General features: G+C 56.9%; 19 protein-coding genes and 1 riboswitch. Of the genes, 18 read left to right on the top strand and 1 reads right to left on the bottom strand.

The genetic code is table 11. The features are described from left to right. Nucleotides 1-8: 8 nt before the first annotated feature. The 12 genes from B0B07_RS00595 to B0B07_RS00540 all read left to right on the top strand — a co-directional run bounded on the left by B0B07_RS00595 (nt 9) and on the right by B0B07_RS00540 (nt 12,471). Nucleotides 9-752, top strand: coding sequence for a segregation/condensation protein A (locus B0B07_RS00595; protein ID WP_076756438.1), 744 nt, complete (start codon nt 9-11; stop codon nt 750-752). Beyond that, on the top strand, nt 753-1,349 hold the full coding sequence (scpB, locus tag B0B07_RS00590) for an SMC-Scp complex subunit ScpB (RefSeq protein WP_076756437.1): 597 nt from the start codon (nt 753-755) through the stop codon (nt 1,347-1,349). A gap of 46 nt (nt 1,350-1,395) precedes the next feature. Next, complete coding sequence (locus B0B07_RS00585) at nt 1,396-2,409, top strand: D-alanyl-D-alanine carboxypeptidase family protein (RefSeq protein ID WP_234982223.1); 1,014 nt, start codon at nt 1,396-1,398, stop codon at nt 2,407-2,409. A 313-nt stretch (nt 2,410-2,722) separates the two neighbouring features. Continuing rightward, a complete protein-coding gene (locus B0B07_RS00580) occupies nt 2,723-3,454 on the top strand; it encodes a pseudouridine synthase (RefSeq protein WP_076756436.1) in 732 nt (243 codons plus the stop codon). A gap of 118 nt (nt 3,455-3,572) precedes the next feature. Then, on the top strand, nt 3,573-4,118 hold the full coding sequence (resA, locus tag B0B07_RS00575) for a thiol-disulfide oxidoreductase ResA (RefSeq protein WP_076756435.1): 546 nt from the start codon (nt 3,573-3,575) through the stop codon (nt 4,116-4,118). 15 nt (nt 4,119-4,133) lie between these two features. Continuing rightward, nucleotides 4,134-5,792: a cytochrome c biogenesis protein ResB gene (gene resB / locus B0B07_RS00570; RefSeq protein WP_076756434.1), complete on the top strand. Its 1,659-nt coding sequence runs from the start codon at nt 4,134-4,136 to the stop codon at nt 5,790-5,792. Next, nucleotides 5,789-6,976 (top strand): c-type cytochrome biogenesis protein CcsB, encoded by a 1,188-nt coding sequence (gene ccsB, locus B0B07_RS00565; protein ID WP_076756433.1) that lies wholly within the window; start codon nt 5,789-5,791, stop codon nt 6,974-6,976. Before resB ends, ccsB begins: the two co-directional genes overlap by 4 nt. A gap of 150 nt (nt 6,977-7,126) precedes the next feature. Next, a complete protein-coding gene (locus B0B07_RS00560) occupies nt 7,127-7,840 on the top strand; it encodes a response regulator transcription factor (RefSeq protein ID WP_076756432.1) in 714 nt (237 codons plus the stop codon). Beyond that, a complete protein-coding gene (locus B0B07_RS00555; RefSeq protein WP_076756431.1) occupies nt 7,833-9,608 on the top strand; it encodes an ATP-binding protein in 1,776 nt (591 codons plus the stop codon). The genes B0B07_RS00560 and B0B07_RS00555 overlap by 8 nt, the downstream gene beginning before the upstream one ends. Nucleotides 9,609-9,657: 49 nt before the next feature. Further along, nucleotides 9,658-10,197 carry an RNA polymerase sigma factor SigX gene (gene sigX / locus B0B07_RS00550; RefSeq protein WP_076756430.1) on the top strand — a complete coding sequence of 180 codons (540 nt, stop codon included), beginning with the start codon at nt 9,658-9,660 and terminating at the stop codon, nt 10,195-10,197. Continuing rightward, nucleotides 10,187-11,392 (top strand): hypothetical protein, encoded by a 1,206-nt coding sequence (locus B0B07_RS00545; RefSeq protein WP_076756429.1) that lies wholly within the window; start codon nt 10,187-10,189, stop codon nt 11,390-11,392. Before sigX ends, B0B07_RS00545 begins: the two co-directional genes overlap by 11 nt. Before the next feature lie 224 nt (nt 11,393-11,616). Next, nucleotides 11,617-11,747: riboswitch (FMN riboswitch) on the top strand. A gap of 142 nt (nt 11,748-11,889) precedes the next feature. Continuing rightward, the gene (locus B0B07_RS00540; RefSeq protein ID WP_076756428.1) at nt 11,890-12,471 is read left to right on the top strand and encodes an ECF transporter S component; all 582 of its coding nucleotides are present in this window, start codon (nt 11,890-11,892) and stop codon (nt 12,469-12,471) included. A 67-nt stretch (nt 12,472-12,538) separates the two neighbouring features. Here the strand turns inward: B0B07_RS00540 and B0B07_RS00535 are convergent, their stop codons facing one another. After that, entirely contained in the window at nt 12,539-12,787 is a 249-nt protein-coding gene (locus B0B07_RS00535) for a ferredoxin (protein WP_076757442.1), read from the bottom strand. Between the two features lie 100 nt (nt 12,788-12,887). On the opposite strand from B0B07_RS00535, the gene B0B07_RS00530 reads away from it, so the two are divergent. The 6 genes from B0B07_RS00530 (at nt 12,888) to B0B07_RS00505 (ending at nt 18,881) form a co-directional block, all read left to right on the top strand. Next, nucleotides 12,888-13,976, top strand: a complete 1,089-nt coding sequence (locus B0B07_RS00530; protein ID WP_076756427.1) for a YpbB family protein — start codon at nt 12,888-12,890, stop codon at nt 13,974-13,976. After that, the gene (locus B0B07_RS00525) at nt 13,918-15,387 is read left to right on the top strand and encodes a RecQ family ATP-dependent DNA helicase (RefSeq protein WP_076756426.1); all 1,470 of its coding nucleotides are present in this window, start codon (nt 13,918-13,920) and stop codon (nt 15,385-15,387) included. The genes B0B07_RS00530 and B0B07_RS00525 overlap by 59 nt, the downstream gene beginning before the upstream one ends. A 67-nt stretch (nt 15,388-15,454) precedes the next feature. Then, on the top strand, nt 15,455-16,276 hold the full coding sequence (locus tag B0B07_RS00520; RefSeq protein WP_076756425.1) for a LysM peptidoglycan-binding domain-containing protein: 822 nt from the start codon (nt 15,455-15,457) through the stop codon (nt 16,274-16,276). Nucleotides 16,277-16,362: 86 nt separating this feature from the next. After that, nucleotides 16,363-16,992, top strand: coding sequence for a CBS domain-containing protein (locus B0B07_RS00515; RefSeq protein ID WP_076756424.1), 630 nt, complete (start codon nt 16,363-16,365; stop codon nt 16,990-16,992). Between the two features lie 122 nt (nt 16,993-17,114). Further along, complete coding sequence (locus tag B0B07_RS00510; protein ID WP_159438406.1) at nt 17,115-17,900, top strand: metallophosphoesterase; 786 nt, start codon at nt 17,115-17,117, stop codon at nt 17,898-17,900. A 9-nt stretch (nt 17,901-17,909) separates the two neighbouring features. Then, complete coding sequence (locus B0B07_RS00505) at nt 17,910-18,881, top strand: YpdA family putative bacillithiol disulfide reductase (protein ID WP_144264298.1); 972 nt, start codon at nt 17,910-17,912, stop codon at nt 18,879-18,881. Nucleotides 18,882-18,894: the final 13 nt, after the last annotated feature.

Raw genomic sequence — 18,894 nt, 5'->3', positions numbered from 1 at the left:
GAACCGATTTGTCTTATTTAGTGAAACTCGAAGCGTTCGAGGGTCCTCTCGATCTATTATTGCATTTAATCAATCGGCTTGAAATCGATATCTATGATATCCCGATGGCCGAGCTGACCAAACAGTACATGGACCATGTCCATACGATGAAAGTCCTCGAACTGAATGAAATGAGCGAATACTTGGTGATGGCAGCCACCCTGCTCGCCATTAAGAGCAAAATGCTTCTGCCGGTCCATGACGAGGAAGCACCGGAGCCGGAAGATTTCCTTGAGGACGGCCCGGACCCGCGGGATGAACTTGTCGAGCGGCTGATCGAATACCGGAAATACAAAGAAGCGGCAAGTGTCCTGAAAGAATTCGAGGAAGAGCGGGGACGTTCCTATTCCCGCCCGCCGATGGAAGCGTACGGGGATGTGCCGGCACCCCTTCCGGAGGAAGGCCTCAACATCCATGATATGATCGCCGCCTTCCGCAAAATGATGGAGAGGAAGAAGCTCCGCGCACCTTTGCGCACAAGGGTGGCCAGGCAGGACATCTCGATTTCCGACACGATGGAGAAAGTGATCGGGGCACTGGGCCGCTCGGGCGGCCGGGCGCCGTTCAGCTCATTGTTTCCGTCCGGTGAGAAATCTGAGCTGGTCGTCACATTCCTGTCGATACTCGAACTGATGAAACGAAACGAAGTGGCCGTCGAACAGGAAGCGAACTTCGAAGAATTGACGGTCATCCTGAAGAAAGAAGTGGACTGAATGGAAAGAGAAATCCGGATAACCGGAATGGTCGAGAGCCTGCTGTTCGTGGCGGGGGAGGACGGCCTGACTGCCGCACAGCTGGCGCAGGCTGCAGAAACCGACGGGGAGGCCGTCGGCCGGGCGCTCGCTCTCTTGCGGCAGCTATATGAATCAGATGGACGGGGCATCATGCTGGCGGAACTCGCCGGTACATTCCGCCTTGTGACAAAGCCGGAACATTCGGATGCGGTGAGGCGGCTGCTTGAAAATCCGACCTCCCAGTCGCTTACCCAGGCATCCCTTGAGGTGCTGGCGATCATTGCCTACAGGCAGCCGATCACGCGTGTGGAGATCGAAGAGATACGCGGAGTGAAATCCGAGCGTCCCGTCCAGACACTCATCACGAGGGGGCTGATCCGGGAAACGGGCCGTGCGGAAGGGACGGGCCGTGCGATCCTCTACGGAACGACCGATGCGTTCCTCGACCATTTCGGCCTGGCGGCCCTCGATGAGCTGCCGAAACTGGCAGACGGTGATGGAGAGGAAGGCGAAGAGGAGCTGGACCTGTTCATGTCCTCGTTCACGGAGACCTTCGGAGACGTGCAGGCAGACTGACAGAACGGAACCGGCAGAAGGACTACCATACCAGAGGCGGTGGACCGTGAGGAAAAAGCGGCTCGTTTATTTATTGGGCTTCTTGTTTTTGTTCTCTCTATTATTCTTTTTTGCCTTGTCGGCCGGAACTGCGTCTTCCGCTGCCGCAGCAAGGGCTTATGCGGTCATCGACGCCAAAAGCGGGCGGTTGCTTGAAGGGCGCAACGAAATGGAAGAACTGCCGATTGCGAGCCTGACGAAAATCTGGACCGCCCTCACGTTCCTTGACGCCGAAGGCAGCGAAGGAATCGTGAAGGTGTCCAGGAACGCGGCAGAGCAGGAAGGTTCGGCCATCTATGTGGAAGCGGGCGAAGAGGTGCCTGCGGAAAACTTGCTGTACGGGCTGATGCTCCGATCGGGCAACGACGCCGCGGTCGCCCTGGCGGAACAGGCGGGCGGCTCGGTGGAAGGGTTCGTCGGCATGATGAATGAGAAAGCGGAGCTCGCGGGGCTGGGGAAGACCGTCTTTACAAATCCTTCGGGGCTGCACGACGACCGGCATCTGTCCACTGCCTATGAAACTGCGCTCATGCTCAAGTTTGCAATGGACAATCCGACATTCCGGAAAATTGCATCCACTCCATATTACCGGTACGGGGAAGGGCTCGCCTGGCAAAACAAGCATCGTCTTGTCCGGGGTGAAGGAACGGCGGTGGCCGGCAAAACCGGTTTCACGAAACGGGCAGGCAGGACGTTGGCGACCCAGTTTGAAAAAGAGGGAAAGGCGGTCATCGTCGTGACACTGGACGACGGCGATGACTGGAACACTCACCGGAACCTGTCGGAACGGGCTTTTGACAAATACAAGCTGGTCACCGCTGCACAGCCTGGGACTTACGCTTTGCTGCCGGGCCTCCGGGGGGAGCTGGATGCCCCGATCACCGTTCTTGTGGACGATGAGGAGCGGAAGCGGCTGAGCCACGCGGCGGTGATTCCGAGAAACGGCAACGAAGGGATCTGGCAAGTCCGGCTGGACCGGACAATCATTGCTTCTGAAACAATGACGATCAAAAGAAAATGACCGCCTGATTTGCGGTCAGACAGTGGGCAAACCAGTCCCGGAGATTATCCGTCCGGAACTGGTTTGTCATTTTTGCTTTTTTAAGAAGGATACGCGGGACACATCCGGAAGGGCGGACCTGAGCCGGGAAAGCCCGGCGCCGTGCGTTTGGGTGCGGCGAAATCCGAATGGACTGCACACGGGAAGTTTTGCAGGGGAAGGAGGGGGGGCCTGTCAGGAGCCGGAAACCGCATGGGAATGCGGTCTTCTTTTCATTTCCCATCAACTGTGTAATAATTTTGTGCAGTAAACAGCGACTTGATGGGGTGAGAATTTGGAAAGACTACAAAAAGTAATCGCGGCGGCGGGAGTGGCATCGCGTCGGAAAGCCGAAGAGCTGATCAAGGACGGAAAAGTGACCGTCAACGGAGAAACCGTAACCGAACTCGGAACGAAGGTCGGCCCGTCGGATGCGGTTGAAGTGGAAGGCATCCGGATCGAGCGCGAGGAAAAAGTGTATTACCTTCTCTACAAGCCGCGGGGCGTGCTGTCGGCTGCATCTGATGACAAAGGGCGGAAGACGGTCACGGACCTGTTCCCCGAAGTGGAAGAGCGGCTGTATCCGGTCGGCCGGCTGGACTATGACACGACAGGGGTCCTGCTCCTGACGAATGACGGGGACTTCGCTTATTTGATGACCCATCCAAAATTCAATATCGACAAGACCTATGTCGCCCGGACGAAGGGAATCCCGACGAAAGAGCAGCTGAAGCAGCTGGAACGCGGCATCCTCCTCGAGGATGGGAAGACGGCGCCGGCCCGTGCGAAGCTTCTGAGCATGGACAAAAAAACCGGCAGGGCAATCGTTTCCCTGACAATCCATGAGGGGAAGAACCGCCAGGTGAAGCGGATGTTCGAGGCGATCGGGTGCCCGGTGCAGAAGCTGAAAAGGGAATCGTTCGGATTTCTTGACCTTCACGGGATGAACGCGGGAGACCGCCGGGAGCTGACGGCCCACGAAGTCAAGCAGCTCCGCGTGCTTGCAGAGACCGGAAAGATCGGCTGATCCGGCGCCCGAACGTTCATAAACTCTTCATATGTAACGGATTTGGCCTTCCGGTGCTTTGTTATAATGATTGTTGGATGGTCGTGTGAAAGACAACTGGAAGGTAGGTGACCTGCGGATGTCCCAGGACCGAGAGAAAAAACGTAAAAAGCGGATGTTCGTCCGGACAGCCATTCTGGTGGTGCTCGCAGCCGCAATTATTTATACAATCGTTGTGAACGTGACCGCGACCGGTGAGATTGTGGAAGAAGGGGATATGGCCCCTGATTTTATGCTCACCGATATGGACGGGAATGTCCATAAGCTTTCCGATTACCGGGGAGAAGGGGTGTTCCTGAATTTCTGGGGAACCTGGTGCGGTCCGTGCAAGCGTGAGATGCCGCATATGGAGGACATGTACAAGGAATTCGAGGAGAAGGGCGTCCATGTGCTGGCAGTGAACATTGCCGAGTCCGATCTGAAAGTCAAGTCATTCGCCAACACATACGGGCTGACATTCCCGATCGTCATCGACAAGACGAACAGTGTCCGGGATGCGTACAATATTCGTCCGCTTCCGACGACATTCCTCGTCGGTCCCGACGGCAAGGTGAAAAAGATCATCAAGCAGGAAATGACCGGGGACCAGATCAGAGAGTACATGGAAAGCATCATGCCCAGCTAAGGAGTCCTGGTATTTATGAGTTCTATCAAATGTGAATGCGGCCATGTGAATCCCGAAGGGACGGATATCTGCCAGAACTGCGGGCGGCCGCTGTCCAAAGAAGAAAAAGAAAAACGGCTTGCGGACATGCGGTACGACGGAGCCGCGATCCGTTCCATGACCCACAAGCGATCGATCGTGGACAAGGTCTGGAACTTCTTCTCCAGCGTCAAGATCGGGGTCAGCATCATCATCGCAATCCTGGTCGCTGCAGCGATCGGTACGTTCCTGCCGCAGGTATTCTACGTCCCTGCGGCGAACGAGGCCCAGGCAGCCCAGTATTACGAAGAACATTACGGCACGTTCGGAAAAATCTACAATGCGCTCGGGCTGAGCGACCTGTACGGGTCGTGGTGGTTCATGGCGCTCATCGGGCTGCTCGGCATCTCCCTTGTCGTCGTGAGCCTGGACCGGGGGATCCCGCTTTACAAATCATTGAAAAACCAGCGGGTTGCCCGGCACCCGAGCTTCATGAAGCGCCAGCGGCTGTTCGGGGAGGGCGAAGTGTCCGACCCGGATGCCGCCATGGCGAAAGCGAAGCAAAAGCTCATGGAATCCCGTTACCGGATCAGGGAAGAGGACGGGGCCATCCTGGCCGAGAAGGGCCGCTGGTCCCGATGGGGCCCGTATGTGAACCATGTCGGCCTCATCATCTTCCTGCTCGGAGTCATGCTCCGTGCGCTGCCGGGTTTCTACGTCGATGAATCGATGTGGATCCGCGAAGGCGAGACGCTGGCCGTCAAAGGGGCACCGGGGCTTTTCGTCGAAAACAAAGGCTTCTCCTACGAAGTGTACAACAAAGAAAATACAGATGAAGTGTTCGGCGAAGCGATCGACCGGGTCGGCACCGTCGCCTCCAAATATCAGACGGATGTTGCGCTCTACGAACAGCCGGAAGATGCGCTGCCCGGTTCCACCGAAAAGGAATTTGTGAAAGACTATTCGATTGTCGTCAACAAGCCGCTCAAGTATGAGGGCTACAGCATCTTCCAGATGGACTTTAAGCTGGACGAGCTGAAGTCGATGACGTTCGCGCTGCAAAACAAAAAGGACGAGAAGTCGAAGGGCGAACTGACGATCAACCTCGCCAATCCGGAAAAAGAGTATGACCTCGGGAACGGCTCGAAAGTCCAGGTCCTCGATTATTATCCGGACTTCAACGGGTTTGAAGATGGCGAACCCCAGTCGGCCACTCCTGTCCCGAACAATCCGGCGTTCCTGTTTAAAATGTTTACACCGGAGAAGCCCGAAGGCGAAACAAGCTTCGTCGCCATCCGGCAGACCCTCGAGCCGCTCGGCGAAAACCAATACCGGATGGCTTTCCAGAGCGCCGAAACCCGCAATGTATCCGGTCTGACGATCCGCAAGGACAAGACGCTCCCGATCATCGCGCTCGGCGGACTGATCTTCCTGATCGGTGTGGCACAAGGTTCTTACTTTAACCACCGCCGCTTCTGGATCAGGAAAGCAGACGACGGTCGGCTTCTGGTCGCCGGACATACGAACAAAAACTGGGTTGCCTTGAAGCGGGAACTGGATAAGGCGACCGAATTCGCGGGTCTTCCGGCTTATCACGATCAGCGGGACCCTGAAGAAGAAATCGAGGATCACACGGAAGGAGAGTCCAAGGCATGACACTCGTATCACTCAGCGGCTACCTCCTGTTCATCTCCTTCGTCGCCTATCTCGTCGGCACGTTTCTGTTCGGCGGAGCGGTGAAGGGATCAAAGAAGGATGAGGCGTCCGCTTCCAACAAGCGTTGGGGGAAAGCCGCCATCACGGTGACCATCATCGGATTTGCCACGCACGTCGGCTATTTCATCACCCGGTGGATGGCTTCAGGCCATGCCCCGGTCAGCAATATGTTCGAGTTCACGACCGCGTTCGGCATGATGCTTGTCGGCGCATCGATCCTGTTTTACTTTCTTTACAGATCGGCCGCAATCGGGCTCTTTGCACTTCCGATTGCCGTCATCATTCTCGGCTATGCCGCCATGTTCCCTAAAGACATCCAGCCGCTCATCCCGGCACTGCAGAGTTACTGGCTGACGGTCCATGTCATCACGGCCGCGATCGGGGAGTCCATCCTCGCAATCAGTGCGGTTGCCGGCCTGATCTACCTGCTGAAAAACGTGGATCTCACAAAACGGTCGAAGGGCCGCGGCTGGCTTGAATTCATCATGTACACGCTCGTCCTCGTCGTCGGCTTCATCGTCGTATCGGCAGGGTTCGGAGCTTCCGGCTATGAAGCGAAGTTCACTTATGTGGACAAGAATGACAAGCCGGCAGAGATGGTCTATCACAATCCGCCGCTGTTCGGCATGAATGAGTACGAGGCAAAGACGGAAGGCGTCATGGAGCCGATTGCCGAAATGCCTCCGATCATCAATGCCAAAACGCTTACGACATTCGTATGGTCGATCCTCGCCGGCTCGGTCATCTATCTGCTCATCCGGCTCATCACCCGGCGCCGCGTCGCCGAGCTGCTCCAGCCGCTTGCCAAGAAGGCGAACTCCCAGCTGATGGACGAGATCGGCTACCGGTCGGTCCTGATCGGCTTCCCGGTCTTCTCGCTCGGAGCCCTCGTCTTTGCGATGATCTGGGCGCACGAAGCCTGGTCCCGCTTCTGGGGCTGGGATCCCAAGGAAGTATGGGCGCTCATCACGTGGCTGTTCTATGCGGCCTACCTTCACCTCCGGCTTTCCCGGGGATGGGAAGGGCGCAAGTCGGCGTGGCTGGCCGTCATCGGCTTCGCGATCATCATGTTCAACCTTGTCGCCGTCAACCTCGTCATTGCCGGCCTCCATTCTTACGCATGATCGGACAGGATGCCGATGATGGACGGTTTCACGAAAGGGGATATCCGAGGGGCTTTCAAAGCCCTCCGGCCGTCCCTTTTCTTTCATTTTATCGGTCTTGACGGTACAATAAAGTCAAAGAAGTGCAGGACGTGAAAGGGGAAATGGTCTGTGAGTGAACAAGTATCCATCCTCGTCGTCGACGACGAAGAACGCATCCGCCGCCTGTTGAAAATGTACCTTGAGCGGGAGGGCTATGAAGTTGAAGAGGCGGTCGACGGAGACGAGGCGCTTGAAAAGGCCCTTGCCAGCGATTTCGACTGCCTCCTGCTCGACATCATGATGCCGGGCATGGATGGTGTGGAAGTCTGCACGAAGCTTCGCGAAGAGAAGATGACGCCGGTCATCATGCTCACTGCGAAGGGAGAAGAAGCGAACCGTGTCCAGGGGTTTGAAGCCGGCGCGGATGACTATATCGTCAAGCCTTTCAGCCCGCGTGAGGTCGTCCTCCGGGTGAAGGCGATCCTCCGGCGGTCCGTAGCCTACGCATCGGTCGAGCCGGGTGCTCCGAAAGACCTCGTCGTGTTCCCGCATCTCATGATCGATCACGACGCGCACCGAGTGACCGCCGAAGGGAAAGAAGTGAACCTGACCCCGAAGGAATACGAATTGCTCTACTTCCTCGCCAAGACGCCGGACAAGGTGTTCGACCGCGAGCAGCTGCTGAAGGAAGTCTGGCATTACGAGTTCTTCGGAGATCTGCGCACGGTCGATACCCATGTGAAGCGGCTGCGCGAGAAGCTGACGCGGGTGTCCCCCAAGGCGGCGAAGATGATCGTCACCGTATGGGGCGTCGGCTACAAGTTCGAGGCGGGCAATGAATAGAATATGGCACAGTGTCGTCGGGAAGCTATGGGCAACCATATTGCTTCTCGTTTCATTTGTGCTGTTCATCGTCACGGTCCTGCTCCTGGAGTTCCTCGGCAATTTCCAGGGTACCCAGGCGGAGAATGCACTCCGGCAGCAGGCGGTCACAATTTCAAAAATCATCGATCAGCATGATACGCCCGCCATGTCACGGCTCGTCATCGACGACCTTCTGGACGAGGATACGAATGCGCTGATCGTCGATCCGGACGGGAATGTCCTCGAAACGTTCCATGAAGGGAAGAGCCGGAAAGAAATCCGGGACCTCCTCATGGCCGACAAAGACCTCGGAGAAGTGTTCAAGGTGGATGAGCCGGTCATGAAAGAGTTGAATCTCCCGTCCAAGACGGAGGATGATAAACTTGAGCCGTACTCGATTCTGGCGGCCCCGCTCCACTCGCATGATCAGCTGAACGGAGCGGTGTTTGTCTATCAGAGCATGGAAGCGGTCCACAATACGATCAAGCAGACCACCTACATCGTCCTGCTGTCCGCGTTCATCGCGTTTGTGCTGACGACCGTGTTCGCATTCTTCCTGTCATCGCGGATCACCTCACCGCTGCGGAAACTGAAGGAGGCGGCGCTGAGCCTCGCGGAAGGACGGTACGAAAAGCAGGTGCCTTCGATGCAGCATGATGAAATCGGGGAGCTCGCCCTCGCCTTCAACAAGATGGGCCGGCAGGTGAAGCACAATCTCGAAGTCATCAGCCAGGAGAAGGAGCAGCTGCAGAACATTCTCACCTCGATGACGGATGCGGTGATCACGTTCAACCAGGACAAATCGATTCTCCTGACGAACCCGCCGGCGGAGCGGCTGCTTCAGAAATGGAGTTATATCCACGGGGGCGACACCCCGGTTCCGGCAGAAGTGAATCTGATGCTCAACCATGCCATCACGTTTTCCCAGGAAGTCGAAGAGGAGTTTTCGCTCGACGGGCAGTTTTTTGATATCACAATCAGTCCGCTCTACAGCGGCAGCAAAATCCGCGGGGCGATTGCCGTGTTCCGGGATATGACCGAACAGCACCGGCTCGAGAAGCTGAGAACCGACTTCCTGGCCAATATTTCCCATGAGCTCCGGACCCCGATCTCGATGCTCGTCGGCTATTCCGAAGCGCTCAGCGACGGGATTGTCGATTCCGAAGAGGAACGGGAGGAGATGATGAAGATCATCCGGGACGAAGCGATGCGGATGGGCCGCCTCGTCAATGACACGCTCGACCTCACCCGTCTGGAATCGGGCCATATGAGGCTTTATAAAGAATGGGTCGACCTGCTGCCGATGGCGGGCCGGATCGCCTCCAAGTTCCAGCAGAAGGCAAAAGATGCCGAGGTGGAACTTTTCCTGAACACCGGGATCGAGCCGGACCTTCAGATATTCCTGGACGAAGACCGGATCGAGCAGGTGCTGACCAACCTGATCGACAACGCGCTCCGGCACACCCCATCGGGCGGCGGCGTGACGATCAGCGTGGGCCGCACGGGCGACTGGGTTGAGTTCGCAGTGGCCGATACCGGCTCAGGCATCCCGGAGGAAGATCTCCAGTATGTGTTCGAACGGTTTTACAAGGCGGACAAAGCGCGGACGAGAGGAAAAGGCGGAACCGGCCTCGGACTCGCCATCGCCAAGAACATCGTGGAATCCCATGGAGGCATGATCTCCGCCGCCAGCAAGGTCGGCGAAGGCACGAGAATGTCTTTCCGGCTCCCGCTCGGAGAAGAGTGAAACGTTTCCCGCTTCGAGACGACCAATCCCATGAACGGGGGAGAGAACGTTGGAGGACTCCGTATTTCACCGGATCTATGACGAGTACCATCAGGATGTCTTCCGCTTCCTGATTTATATGACGAAGGACCGTGCGCTGTCGGAAGACCTTGCGCATGAAGTGTATGTGAGGGTCTTGAGGTCATACGGCCGTTTCGAAGGAAAGAGCAGCGAAAAGACATGGCTGTTTTCCATCGCACGGAATGTCGCCATCGACCACTTCCGCAAAAGTTCGGTCCGGCGCAGCCGGATCGACGAAACTTTCGACTGGGAGGCACGGCAGCCGGAGGCACCGGGTCCGACGCCCGAGGAGGCGGCAGTCCGCGGAGACGAACTCGGAAGGTTGTTCACGATGCTGGACCTGTGCACGGAAGATCAGCGGCTTGTGATCATCACCCGGTTCCTGCAGGAGCTCTCGATTGCGGAAACGGCCGAAATCCTCGGATGGACCGAATCCAAGGTGAAGACGACCCAGCACCGGGCGATGAAGGCGCTCCGTAAATTGATGGATGCCCCGGAAGGGAAGGAGGCGGCGGAGAATGGACAATGAAAAGTTTGAAGACCGGGAGCTGGAAGAATGGCTCAAGTCCATTCCGAAGCCCCAGGATCCAAGGAGCCGGGAAGACGTCCTGGCACGCCTGAACAAAGACCCGAGGCTGTCCCGGCGAAAGCGGGCTCCGCGCAGATGGATCCCAGCCGCAGTCGCGGCCGCCGCGATTCTGACATTCGGTGCGCTGATCGCCTCGCTGTCCGGCGGCTTCAACGAATCGGCCGATAAAAACTCATCGGGGCAGGACGCAGCCGTCATGACGCGGGAAAGCTCGGAACAGGCTGACCGATCCGGCGATTCTTCGCAGGAATCCGACCGGTCGGATCTGTATTCATCCATGGAATCCGGACCGTCCGGCTCCTTTGCCGATGCCGTCTACCCGGACCAGTCCTATGGATTTAAGGTGTTTACAGTCGGGCTCACCGACCAGGCCGTCGCCATCCCGGTGACTTTTCTCATTCCGGAGGAGAAGCTGAAGGAAGACTTCGATGGAATTCCGGATCAGGTCGATCTGTACAACCGCTATGCCGCAGAGATCGACGAGGCGGCACTTGGTTTTGACGAATATCATCCGATTGAAGGGACGGTCGTCAAACAGGGCGGGGACATCGTCGTCACACTGCCCGAAAAGCATCCTTATGATCTGTCCGGCGCCGCCGTCACCGTGTTCACGGATGTCTTGAAAGAGACGTTCCCGGACAGCAGCAGAATTATTTTTGAAAATGACGCAGGAACCCCCGCACAGTTCGGCCAGATCGGTGAGATGGAACCCGTCAAGTCCGGCGGGAACAATGGGATACCTTACTTTGCATTCGAGAAGGCTGACGGGACGGTCGTCATGGCCCCTGACTACGGGGAAGCGCCTGCAGATCCCGCGGAGGCGCTCCGCCTCATGCAAAACCCGCCGAACGACCTGTTTGAACCAGTCATCCCGGAAGACGCAAATTTCACCGCCGAGCTGCCCGAAAACGGCGGAGATGTCCTGACGGTCAGATTTGAGCACCAGTATGATTTTGCACAGATGAATCCGGAGCAGGCTGTCCGGATGATCGACGGAATGGCACTGTCGGCGGCAGGTGCCGGGCTGCGCATCTTGTTTGCCAACGCCGAAAACGGGCCGGACGGGTATGATCTGTCCGCACCGATCCCCATCCCGTCAGGTCCCAACGCGATTGTAATGAACATGGGAGATTAACGAACGGGGATTGTCCGGCCGCCATGCGGCCGGTTTTTTTGTGCCCGGATCCAAGTTGCGGAACGAATTCTGATGAGCACCCGGATGTCCGGGCGCTTCGTTGACGCATCCCCGGCCGGCCCCGTACCTTAGGCGTTATCCAAACAGGACCACACTCCCGGGCAGGAGTGTTTACAATCCGGTGAATTTCTCGTATGATAATGGAGAACACAATTAAATGATTGATTCATCTTCGGGGCCGGGTGCAATTCCCGACCGGCGGTGATGGGGCGCAGCCCCTAAGCCCGCGAGCCGCAAGGCAGGATTTGGTGAGATTCCAAAGCCGACAGTACAGTCTGGATGGGAGAAGGTGAAGGCACGGCAGTTTCCGCAGATTGCGGCGACGCCTGTTTGGGCTTGCCTTTCTCCCCTGAGCATTTTTGCTCGGGGGTTTTATATTGGCGTCCGGCAGCCGTCCTTCCTTCGTTGGAGTGAATCGACTGAAGGAGAGAAAACCGATGAAAAAGAACCGCCTGCGATCCATGATCGCGATTGCTATGCTGAGCAGCATCTCGTTTGTCCTCATGCTGTTCAATTTCCCGCTGCCGCCGTTCCCTGCATTTTTGAAAGTCGATTTCAGCGAGGTTCCGGCCATCATTGCCGCCGTCACGATGGGACCGGTAGCCGGCATTCTCGTGGAACTGTTCAAGAACATCCTTGACTGGCTGTTCGCGGGCAGCCCGACGGGCGTCCCTGTCGGCCATATGGCCAACTTTGCGACCGGTGTCCTGTTCGTCATGCCGGTCTGGTGGGTGTACCACCGGCTGTCTAATACAAAAGGAATGACAACCGGCCTGATTATCGGGACATTGTCAATGGCCGTCGGTATGAGCCTGCTCAACTATGTTCTGTTCCTGCCGCTCTATACGAAGTTCATGAACTTCCCGGTGATGTCCGGCGAGGAGCTGTACTCCATGATTGTCCTCGGCATCCTGCCGTTCAATATTCTAAAAGGGATCATTTTGGCTGCAATTGTGCTGTTGCTGTTCCGCAGCATGCAAACCTGGATTACCAAGCAGCGCAGCATCCATCATTCATGATTCCGAAAAAAGCCGTCCGCCGCACCCGACAGGGAGCAGCGGACGGCTTTTCCGTCGCTTGAATGCATCATTCGTATTTAAGCGGATCCCCGTCAAACGGGCTGTCCGCAATCTTGATCGAATCGGTCGGGCAGCCGTCCGAAGCATCCTCCATGTCTTCCAGCAGCACGTCTGGAACTTCGGCAGTCCCCATGTTATCATCAAGGATAACAAAGGACAGGCCCTCGTCATCGTAATCATATATGTCAGGGGCGGCGGCTCCGCACGCTCCGCAGGCGATGCAAGTGTCCTGGTCGACGATCGTGAATTTCGGCATGGTATTCTCCTTCTTTCTTTTCAATCCGAACATTCCTTCCTCATTCTAATGCTGTTTTTTGTATGAATCAACTAGTTGACTGTGAAACGGGAGGCGCAGGATGAGCTTCGAGGACATTTTACTGACCATTATCAGCCGCATGGACGGGGAAAGGTATAAGCACGCCGCCTTCCATCTCATGAAGGGAAAACGGTCCGGCCAGACGCTGCAGGATACGGAATATTACGGGCTGCATCCGTTTTTCGGGATGCTGCCCTCTTTGTCCGGCACGGACTTTGACCGGGCGTACAACGGCCTCCTTGAAAAAGGACGGATCTCGGAATCCCCGGAAGGCATCGTCCGTCTCACCATGGCTGGCAATGAGCGTGCACGCGCCCTCCCGGACAGCCGTCTCAACGGCTGGGTCTACCGGGGGAAGGAGCAAGTCTTCTTTTCCCGTCTCTCTCTGGCCGTCCAGTCGTTGTCCCATCTCATGTCGGGCATCCGGGGGTTCCTGCCCGTTACGAATGATCCCGCAATCCAGCAGGACGTCCGCCGGCATCTCCTGGCCGCGTTGAAGACCCGGTCACCGGATGATTTCAGGATGGAGATGACCCATAGCCTGGAGCAGAGCGGCATGGACGGGGAGCGGCTGTCCCGTCTCGTTGCAAGGCTGAGCGGCAACGGGCTGACGGGCCTGACCTGGACACAGCTGTCGGAGCTTTCCGGCCTGGAGGTGATCGATCTGAAGGCAGAGTTTGTGGAGTCCCTGCACATCTGGCTTCAGGTCATTGAAAACGGGCGGTATCCGCTGCTGTCCGGTTTTGCCGAAGGTTTACGGCCTTCCAGCCCGCTCACCGGATCTGCACGGAAGACGGAAGAGCTCTACAGGAAAGGGGTCACCCTGGAGGAAATCGCGGCACGCAGAGGGCTCAAAATCAGTACGATTGAAGACCATTTTATTGAAATCGCAATCAATGATCCGGTGTTCCCGCTCGGCAGATTCGTCTCCGATGATTGTGCGGAAACGGTGATGGCCGAGATGAACAGGCTCGCGACGAGAAAGTTGAGCCTTTTGAAAAAAAAATTCCCGGAACTGTCATATTTTCAGCTGAGGCTCATCATGGCACGCGCTGGAAAGGAGGAATCCGATGGAAACGAACGTACAGGGGAATCTGACCGGGCTGCTGAAGCGGATCACCGGGCATGAAGCCTTCCGGCCGGGACAGGAAGAGGTCATCCGCTCGGTTCTCGCCGGCCGGGATACGATTGCCGTGCTTCCGACAGGAGCGGGCAAGACGCTGTGCTACCGGCTGCCCGTCCATCTGACCGGCGGAACGGTGCTCATCGTCTCCCCGCTCCTGTCACTCATGGAAGATCAGGCTGCGCGCATGAAGAGCGAGGGAGAAAAGAGCGTGGCGGCACTCAATTCCTTCCTGACTCCGGCGGAGAGGTCTTTCATCCTGCAAAACCTGGGCAGTTACCGTTACATCTTCACGTCCCCGGAGATGCTGCTGCAGCGCCACGTATCCGCGCGGCTCAAAGAGCTCAGGATCGCCTATATCGTCGCGGATGAAGCGCACTGCATCTCGCAGTGGGGGTTTGACTTCCGTCCGGATTACCTCCGGCTGCGGGAGTGGCTGGAAGGACTGGAGACCCGTCCGCCGGTGATGGCGCTGACGGCGACTGCATCGGCCCGGACGATCGAAGACATCGAGGACTATCTCATGATGGATCATCCGGCAAAGCTCATCTACCCGCCGGACAGGCCCAATATCGCCCTGAGGATCATCCGGCCCGGAGGGCGTCAGGAAAAAACGGAATGGATCCTCCGGGAAGTACCGGCATCTCCTGCGCCGGGCATCCTCTATGTCCAGTCGAGGAAGCGGGCCGAAGAACTCTCGGAGATGCTGCGCGCACGCGGCACGTCGGCTGCCGCGTTCCATGCAGGGATGGAGAAAGAAGACCGGATGCTCGTCCAGCAGCAATACCTGAACGGGGAACTGGACTGGATCTGCGCGACTAACGCATTCGGGATGGGCATCGACAAGCCTGACGTCCGCCACGTCATCCATGACCAGCTGCCGTCATCCGCCGCACAGTACATTCAGGAAATCGGAAGGGCGGGTCGGGACGGCAACCAATCCCTTGCAACGCTCCTGTATGGCGAACAGGATGGGGAAACGGCGATGTTCATTGCGCTGGACAGCCTTCCGGATCCTGTGTCCATCCGGTTCCTCGCCGAACGGATGCGTGAAGGCGGGACACCCGCACACGCGGGCGAAGAGGCCGGCCTGTCAGAGACGGCACTGCGTGTGGCCGATTACTGGATCGGCACGGATGGAGCGGAAGGGGCCGCACTGAGAATGGAGGCGCTGGCCGCAGAAAAGAGAGGGGAAATTTCGGCCATGGTCCGTTTTGCCGAAGGGGAAGGATGCATCCGCGAACGGCTCCTGGCCCTGTTCGGAGCACGGCCCGCGGGTAAAACGGCCCAATGCTGCTCATCTTGCGGCCTCCGGCTTGACGAGATGCCGGCCGCCGGTCGTCAAGCGCAGCGTGCCCCGGTTCTGAACGGGTGGAAAGAACGGATCAACCTCCTGTTCAACGTTCCGCCCCTTTAATGGCGTTTACTTTTCCGACATCATTCGGCATAATATGAATACGACCTTTTGATGGAGGGAGACGGCCATGGCGACAGACGACTACAGACAGAAGTTTGAAGAACACCGTCAGGAAATCTCGGTCGACGGAGATTCCGCGAAGACGGACAAGCCGTTGACTCGTGCGGAGCTGCACGGCAAAAAATCGCCGTCTTCCGCTAAACGCAAAAGAGATGACCAAAAAAAGAAAAAGCAGAAGAGGTATCGCGGAGGCTGGCTGATCAACACGCTTCTGATTTTGTTCATGCTGATCCCGATTTCTCTGTTCGTCTACGTATATTATTTTTACGACCCGATCGACAGCGGCAATGCAGCCTCGATCGAAAATGGGATGGAAGTCGATTCATCCGTATCCGGCAATCAGCTTGAACCGCCTAAAGATGGGGGAACGGCTGCTGCGGGCGAGAGCGACAAGGACGAAGAAGAAGCGAAGAAAGCCGAACAGCAACGACTGGAAGAACAAAAGAAGCAGGAAGAGCAAAAGCGCATAGAGGAACAGAAGAAGCAGGAAGAAAAGAAAAAGCAGGAGGAACAGAAACGCCTCGAAGAGCAGCAGCGGCAGGAACAGCAGCGGATTGCCGAGCAGAAACAGCGCGAAGAGCAACAGCGGCTCGAGGAACAGCGGAAGCTGGAAGCACAAAAGCGTGCCGAGGAGCAGAAAAAACAGCAGGAAGAACAGGACAAGCAGTCCGGCAAGGGTTCCCGGACGCATACCGTGCAGCCCGGAGAGACACTGTACCGGATTTCGGTCAATATGTACGGATCGGGTGACGGGGTCGACAAGATCAAGCGTGCGAACGGCCTGCCTTCCAATGAAATCTCGGTGGGCCAGACGCTCATCATCCCATGAATTTAAATGAACGGGCAGGAAACGGGGCGCTTTGCATCGAATCTTTGAAAATAGGTTCTGAATATTTCAGGGAATGAGGTGCAGTCATGTTTGTCAGAAGTGTCATGATTCCGAAAGAGAAATGTGTGACCGTCCAGGTGGGGGAACCGTTGTCGAAAGTGCTCGAACTGCTGCGGCGCGAAGATATCGACGCACTTCCGGTTCTCGAGGGCAACAAGTACCGGGGAATCATCAACCAATACCTGACATACGAAGCGTATTTCCATTCGGGCAAGGACAAGCAGTCCTATCTTGATGAAACATCTTTGTCTGATATCATCATCCGGAAAGACATTACGCTTTCTTTGGAAGATGTTTTCGAGAAGTCGTTCCTTCAGATCAGTGACTTCCCGATCATCGCCGTCACCGAAGGGGAAGAGTTCCTCGGCATCATCACCCGGCCGGACATCGTCAGGCAGGTGAAAAGTGCTTTCGGGATGGAGAGGAAAGGGGTCCGGATCACTTTCACATCCGTAGAGACGGAAGGACAGATTTCAAGGCTCGGCGAGCTTCTGAAAAAGTACCACGAGTCGGTCATTTCTCTCGTCACGTTCGATGAGACGGACAAGCTTCTCAGGAGGATCGTGCTCAAGGTCGACAAAAGCGACAATCTTGACCGGTTCCTTGAACAATTGGAGAAGACCGGTTTCAGGATCCTTCATCTGCATGAAGACTAATGGCCGGAACAGGCAAAGGGACCGATCCCTTTGCCTTTTTTTCATGCGTGGAATACGATGGAGTAATCTGCTCCGATGCAGGGTATCGAACTAAATACCGAAGCAGCCGGAGAAAAGGGGAAGTGATTGAAACGATCAGGAAACTATTGACCGGCGGAGCGGCCACCCTCGCCGCCCTGCTCGGATACATGGCATTCAGCGCGAAACATGCCACAATCAGGCGGCACGAAGCGGTCATCGGGGGAAGTCGGGAAGGCGGGGGCCCGACACTGTTTTTCATTTCGGACATCCACCGGCGGCGGGTGTCCGAAGCACTCATCCGGGAAGCCGGCGGTCCCTTTGACGCGGTCATCATCGGAGGGGACCTGGCGGAAGGCGGAGTGCCGTCCCGCCGAATCCGACATAATGTGAAAAAGCTGGCACGCCTCGGACCGGTCTTTTACATATGGGGCAACAACGACCGGGAGGCCGGAGAACAGGTGATCCGCGACTCCATCCGGGCGGCAGGAGGAAAAGTCCTGGATAACGAATCAGTCCGTCTGCCCGGGTGGGGACCGAGATGGATGCTCGTCGGCACGGACGACACCACTTCCATGAACGTGGATGTCCAAAAAGCGTATCGCGGCATCACGGACGAGGATGCGGTCATCTTCGTAAGCCATTCGCCGACAGTGTTCCGCATGCTCGGGGAGGAACGGGTTCCGGCTGTCCGGATCGCCGGCCACACGCACGGCGGCCAGATCCGGCTCGGCCGGTTCGGGATGCTTGAAAAAGGTGCTTTCCGGTCGGATAATGGAAAAGTGGAGCTCATCAGCAATGGATATGGCACGACACTCGTCCCGCTGCGCCTCGGGGCACCGGCGGAATGTCATATTATCCGGCTGCGGGCCGAAAAGGAACGGAAATAGGTGAAGAACTTGATAAGTGAAGAAGCGATCATCATCGGCGGCGGACCTTGCGGGATTGCAGCGGCCATTGCCCTGCAGGATGCCGGGATCCGTCCGCTGATCATCGAAAAAGGCAATATCGTCAACGCCATCTACAACTATCCGACCCATCAGACGTTTTTCAGCTCAAGCGAAAAGCTGTCGGTCGGTGATGTTCCGTTCATCACGGAACACCTGAAGCCGAAGCGGAACGAGGCGCTCGTCTACTACCGCGAAGTCGTCAGACGGAAGGCACTCCGAATTAACCGGTTCGAAACCGTGCTCCGGGTTGCAAAAACGGACGGCCAGTTCCGTGTGATCACCGACAAAGGAGAGTATGAGTCACCTGTCGCCGTCGTGGCGACGGGGTATTACGATCACCCGAATTTCATGGGCATCCCCGGGGAGGGGCTTGCGAAGGTCAGCCATTATTTCAAGGAGGCGCATCCATACTTCGGGATGGACGTCCTCGTCGTCGGAGGCAAGAACTCCGCAGTCGACGCGGCCATCGAGCTGCACAAGGCAGGCGCACGGGTGACCGTCGCCTACCGGGGTTCCGAATACTCCAAGAGTGTGAAGCCGTGGGTGCTCCCGGTATTCGATGCCCTCGTCCGAAACGGGGAAGTGGCCATGCGCTTCAATACACATCTGGTGGAAGTGACCGAAAACGAAGCCGTCCTTGAAGACGAAGATGGCCGCCATCTCATCCCGAATGATTTTGTCCTGGCGATGACGGGCTATCACCCGGATCATTCGTTCCTCAAGGAAATGGGCATCGGGATCGATGAGGAATCCGGCCGCCCGCTGTTCGATCCGGAGACGATGGAGACGGAAGTGCCCGGCCTGTTCATCGCCGGCGTCATTGCAGCCGGCAACAATGCGAACGAGATTTTCATTGAGAACGGACGGTTCCACGGCTCCCTGATCGCAAAAAAGGCAGCGGACTACATGAACATCAGATAAAAAACGGATATCC

Origin of the sequence: Edaphobacillus lindanitolerans (assembly GCF_900156305.1) — a bacterium.
GTDB lineage: Bacteria > Bacillota > Bacilli > Bacillales_A > Planococcaceae > Bhargavaea > Bhargavaea lindanitolerans.
Note: the sequence above shows the minus strand (reverse complement) of the source record. Positions and strands in the feature narration are given on the sequence as shown.

Excerpts from the sequence above, each read along its gene's own strand:
- resA (WP_076756435.1), top strand. The coding sequence starts at position 3,573 with ATGTCCCAGGACCGAGAGAAAAAACGTAAAAAGCGGATGTTCGTCCGG.
- B0B07_RS00555 (WP_076756431.1), top strand. The coding sequence starts at position 7,833 with ATGAATAGAATATGGCACAGTGTCGTCGGGAAGCTATGGGCAACCATA.
- B0B07_RS00515 (WP_076756424.1), top strand. The coding sequence starts at position 16,363 with ATGTTTGTCAGAAGTGTCATGATTCCGAAAGAGAAATGTGTGACCGTC.
- resB (WP_076756434.1), top strand. The coding sequence starts at position 4,134 with ATGAGTTCTATCAAATGTGAATGCGGCCATGTGAATCCCGAAGGGACG.
- B0B07_RS00520 (WP_076756425.1), top strand. The coding sequence starts at position 15,455 with ATGGCGACAGACGACTACAGACAGAAGTTTGAAGAACACCGTCAGGAA.
- scpB (WP_076756437.1), top strand. The coding sequence starts at position 753 with ATGGAAAGAGAAATCCGGATAACCGGAATGGTCGAGAGCCTGCTGTTC.
- B0B07_RS00525 (WP_076756426.1), top strand. The coding sequence starts at position 13,918 with ATGGAAACGAACGTACAGGGGAATCTGACCGGGCTGCTGAAGCGGATC.
- B0B07_RS00540 (WP_076756428.1), top strand. The coding sequence starts at position 11,890 with ATGAAAAAGAACCGCCTGCGATCCATGATCGCGATTGCTATGCTGAGC.
- B0B07_RS00535 (WP_076757442.1), bottom strand. The coding sequence starts at position 12,787 with ATGCCGAAATTCACGATCGTCGACCAGGACACTTGCATCGCCTGCGGA.
- B0B07_RS00545 (WP_076756429.1), top strand. The coding sequence starts at position 10,187 with ATGGACAATGAAAAGTTTGAAGACCGGGAGCTGGAAGAATGGCTCAAG.
- ccsB (WP_076756433.1), top strand. The coding sequence starts at position 5,789 with ATGACACTCGTATCACTCAGCGGCTACCTCCTGTTCATCTCCTTCGTC.
- B0B07_RS00530 (WP_076756427.1), top strand. The coding sequence starts at position 12,888 with ATGAGCTTCGAGGACATTTTACTGACCATTATCAGCCGCATGGACGGG.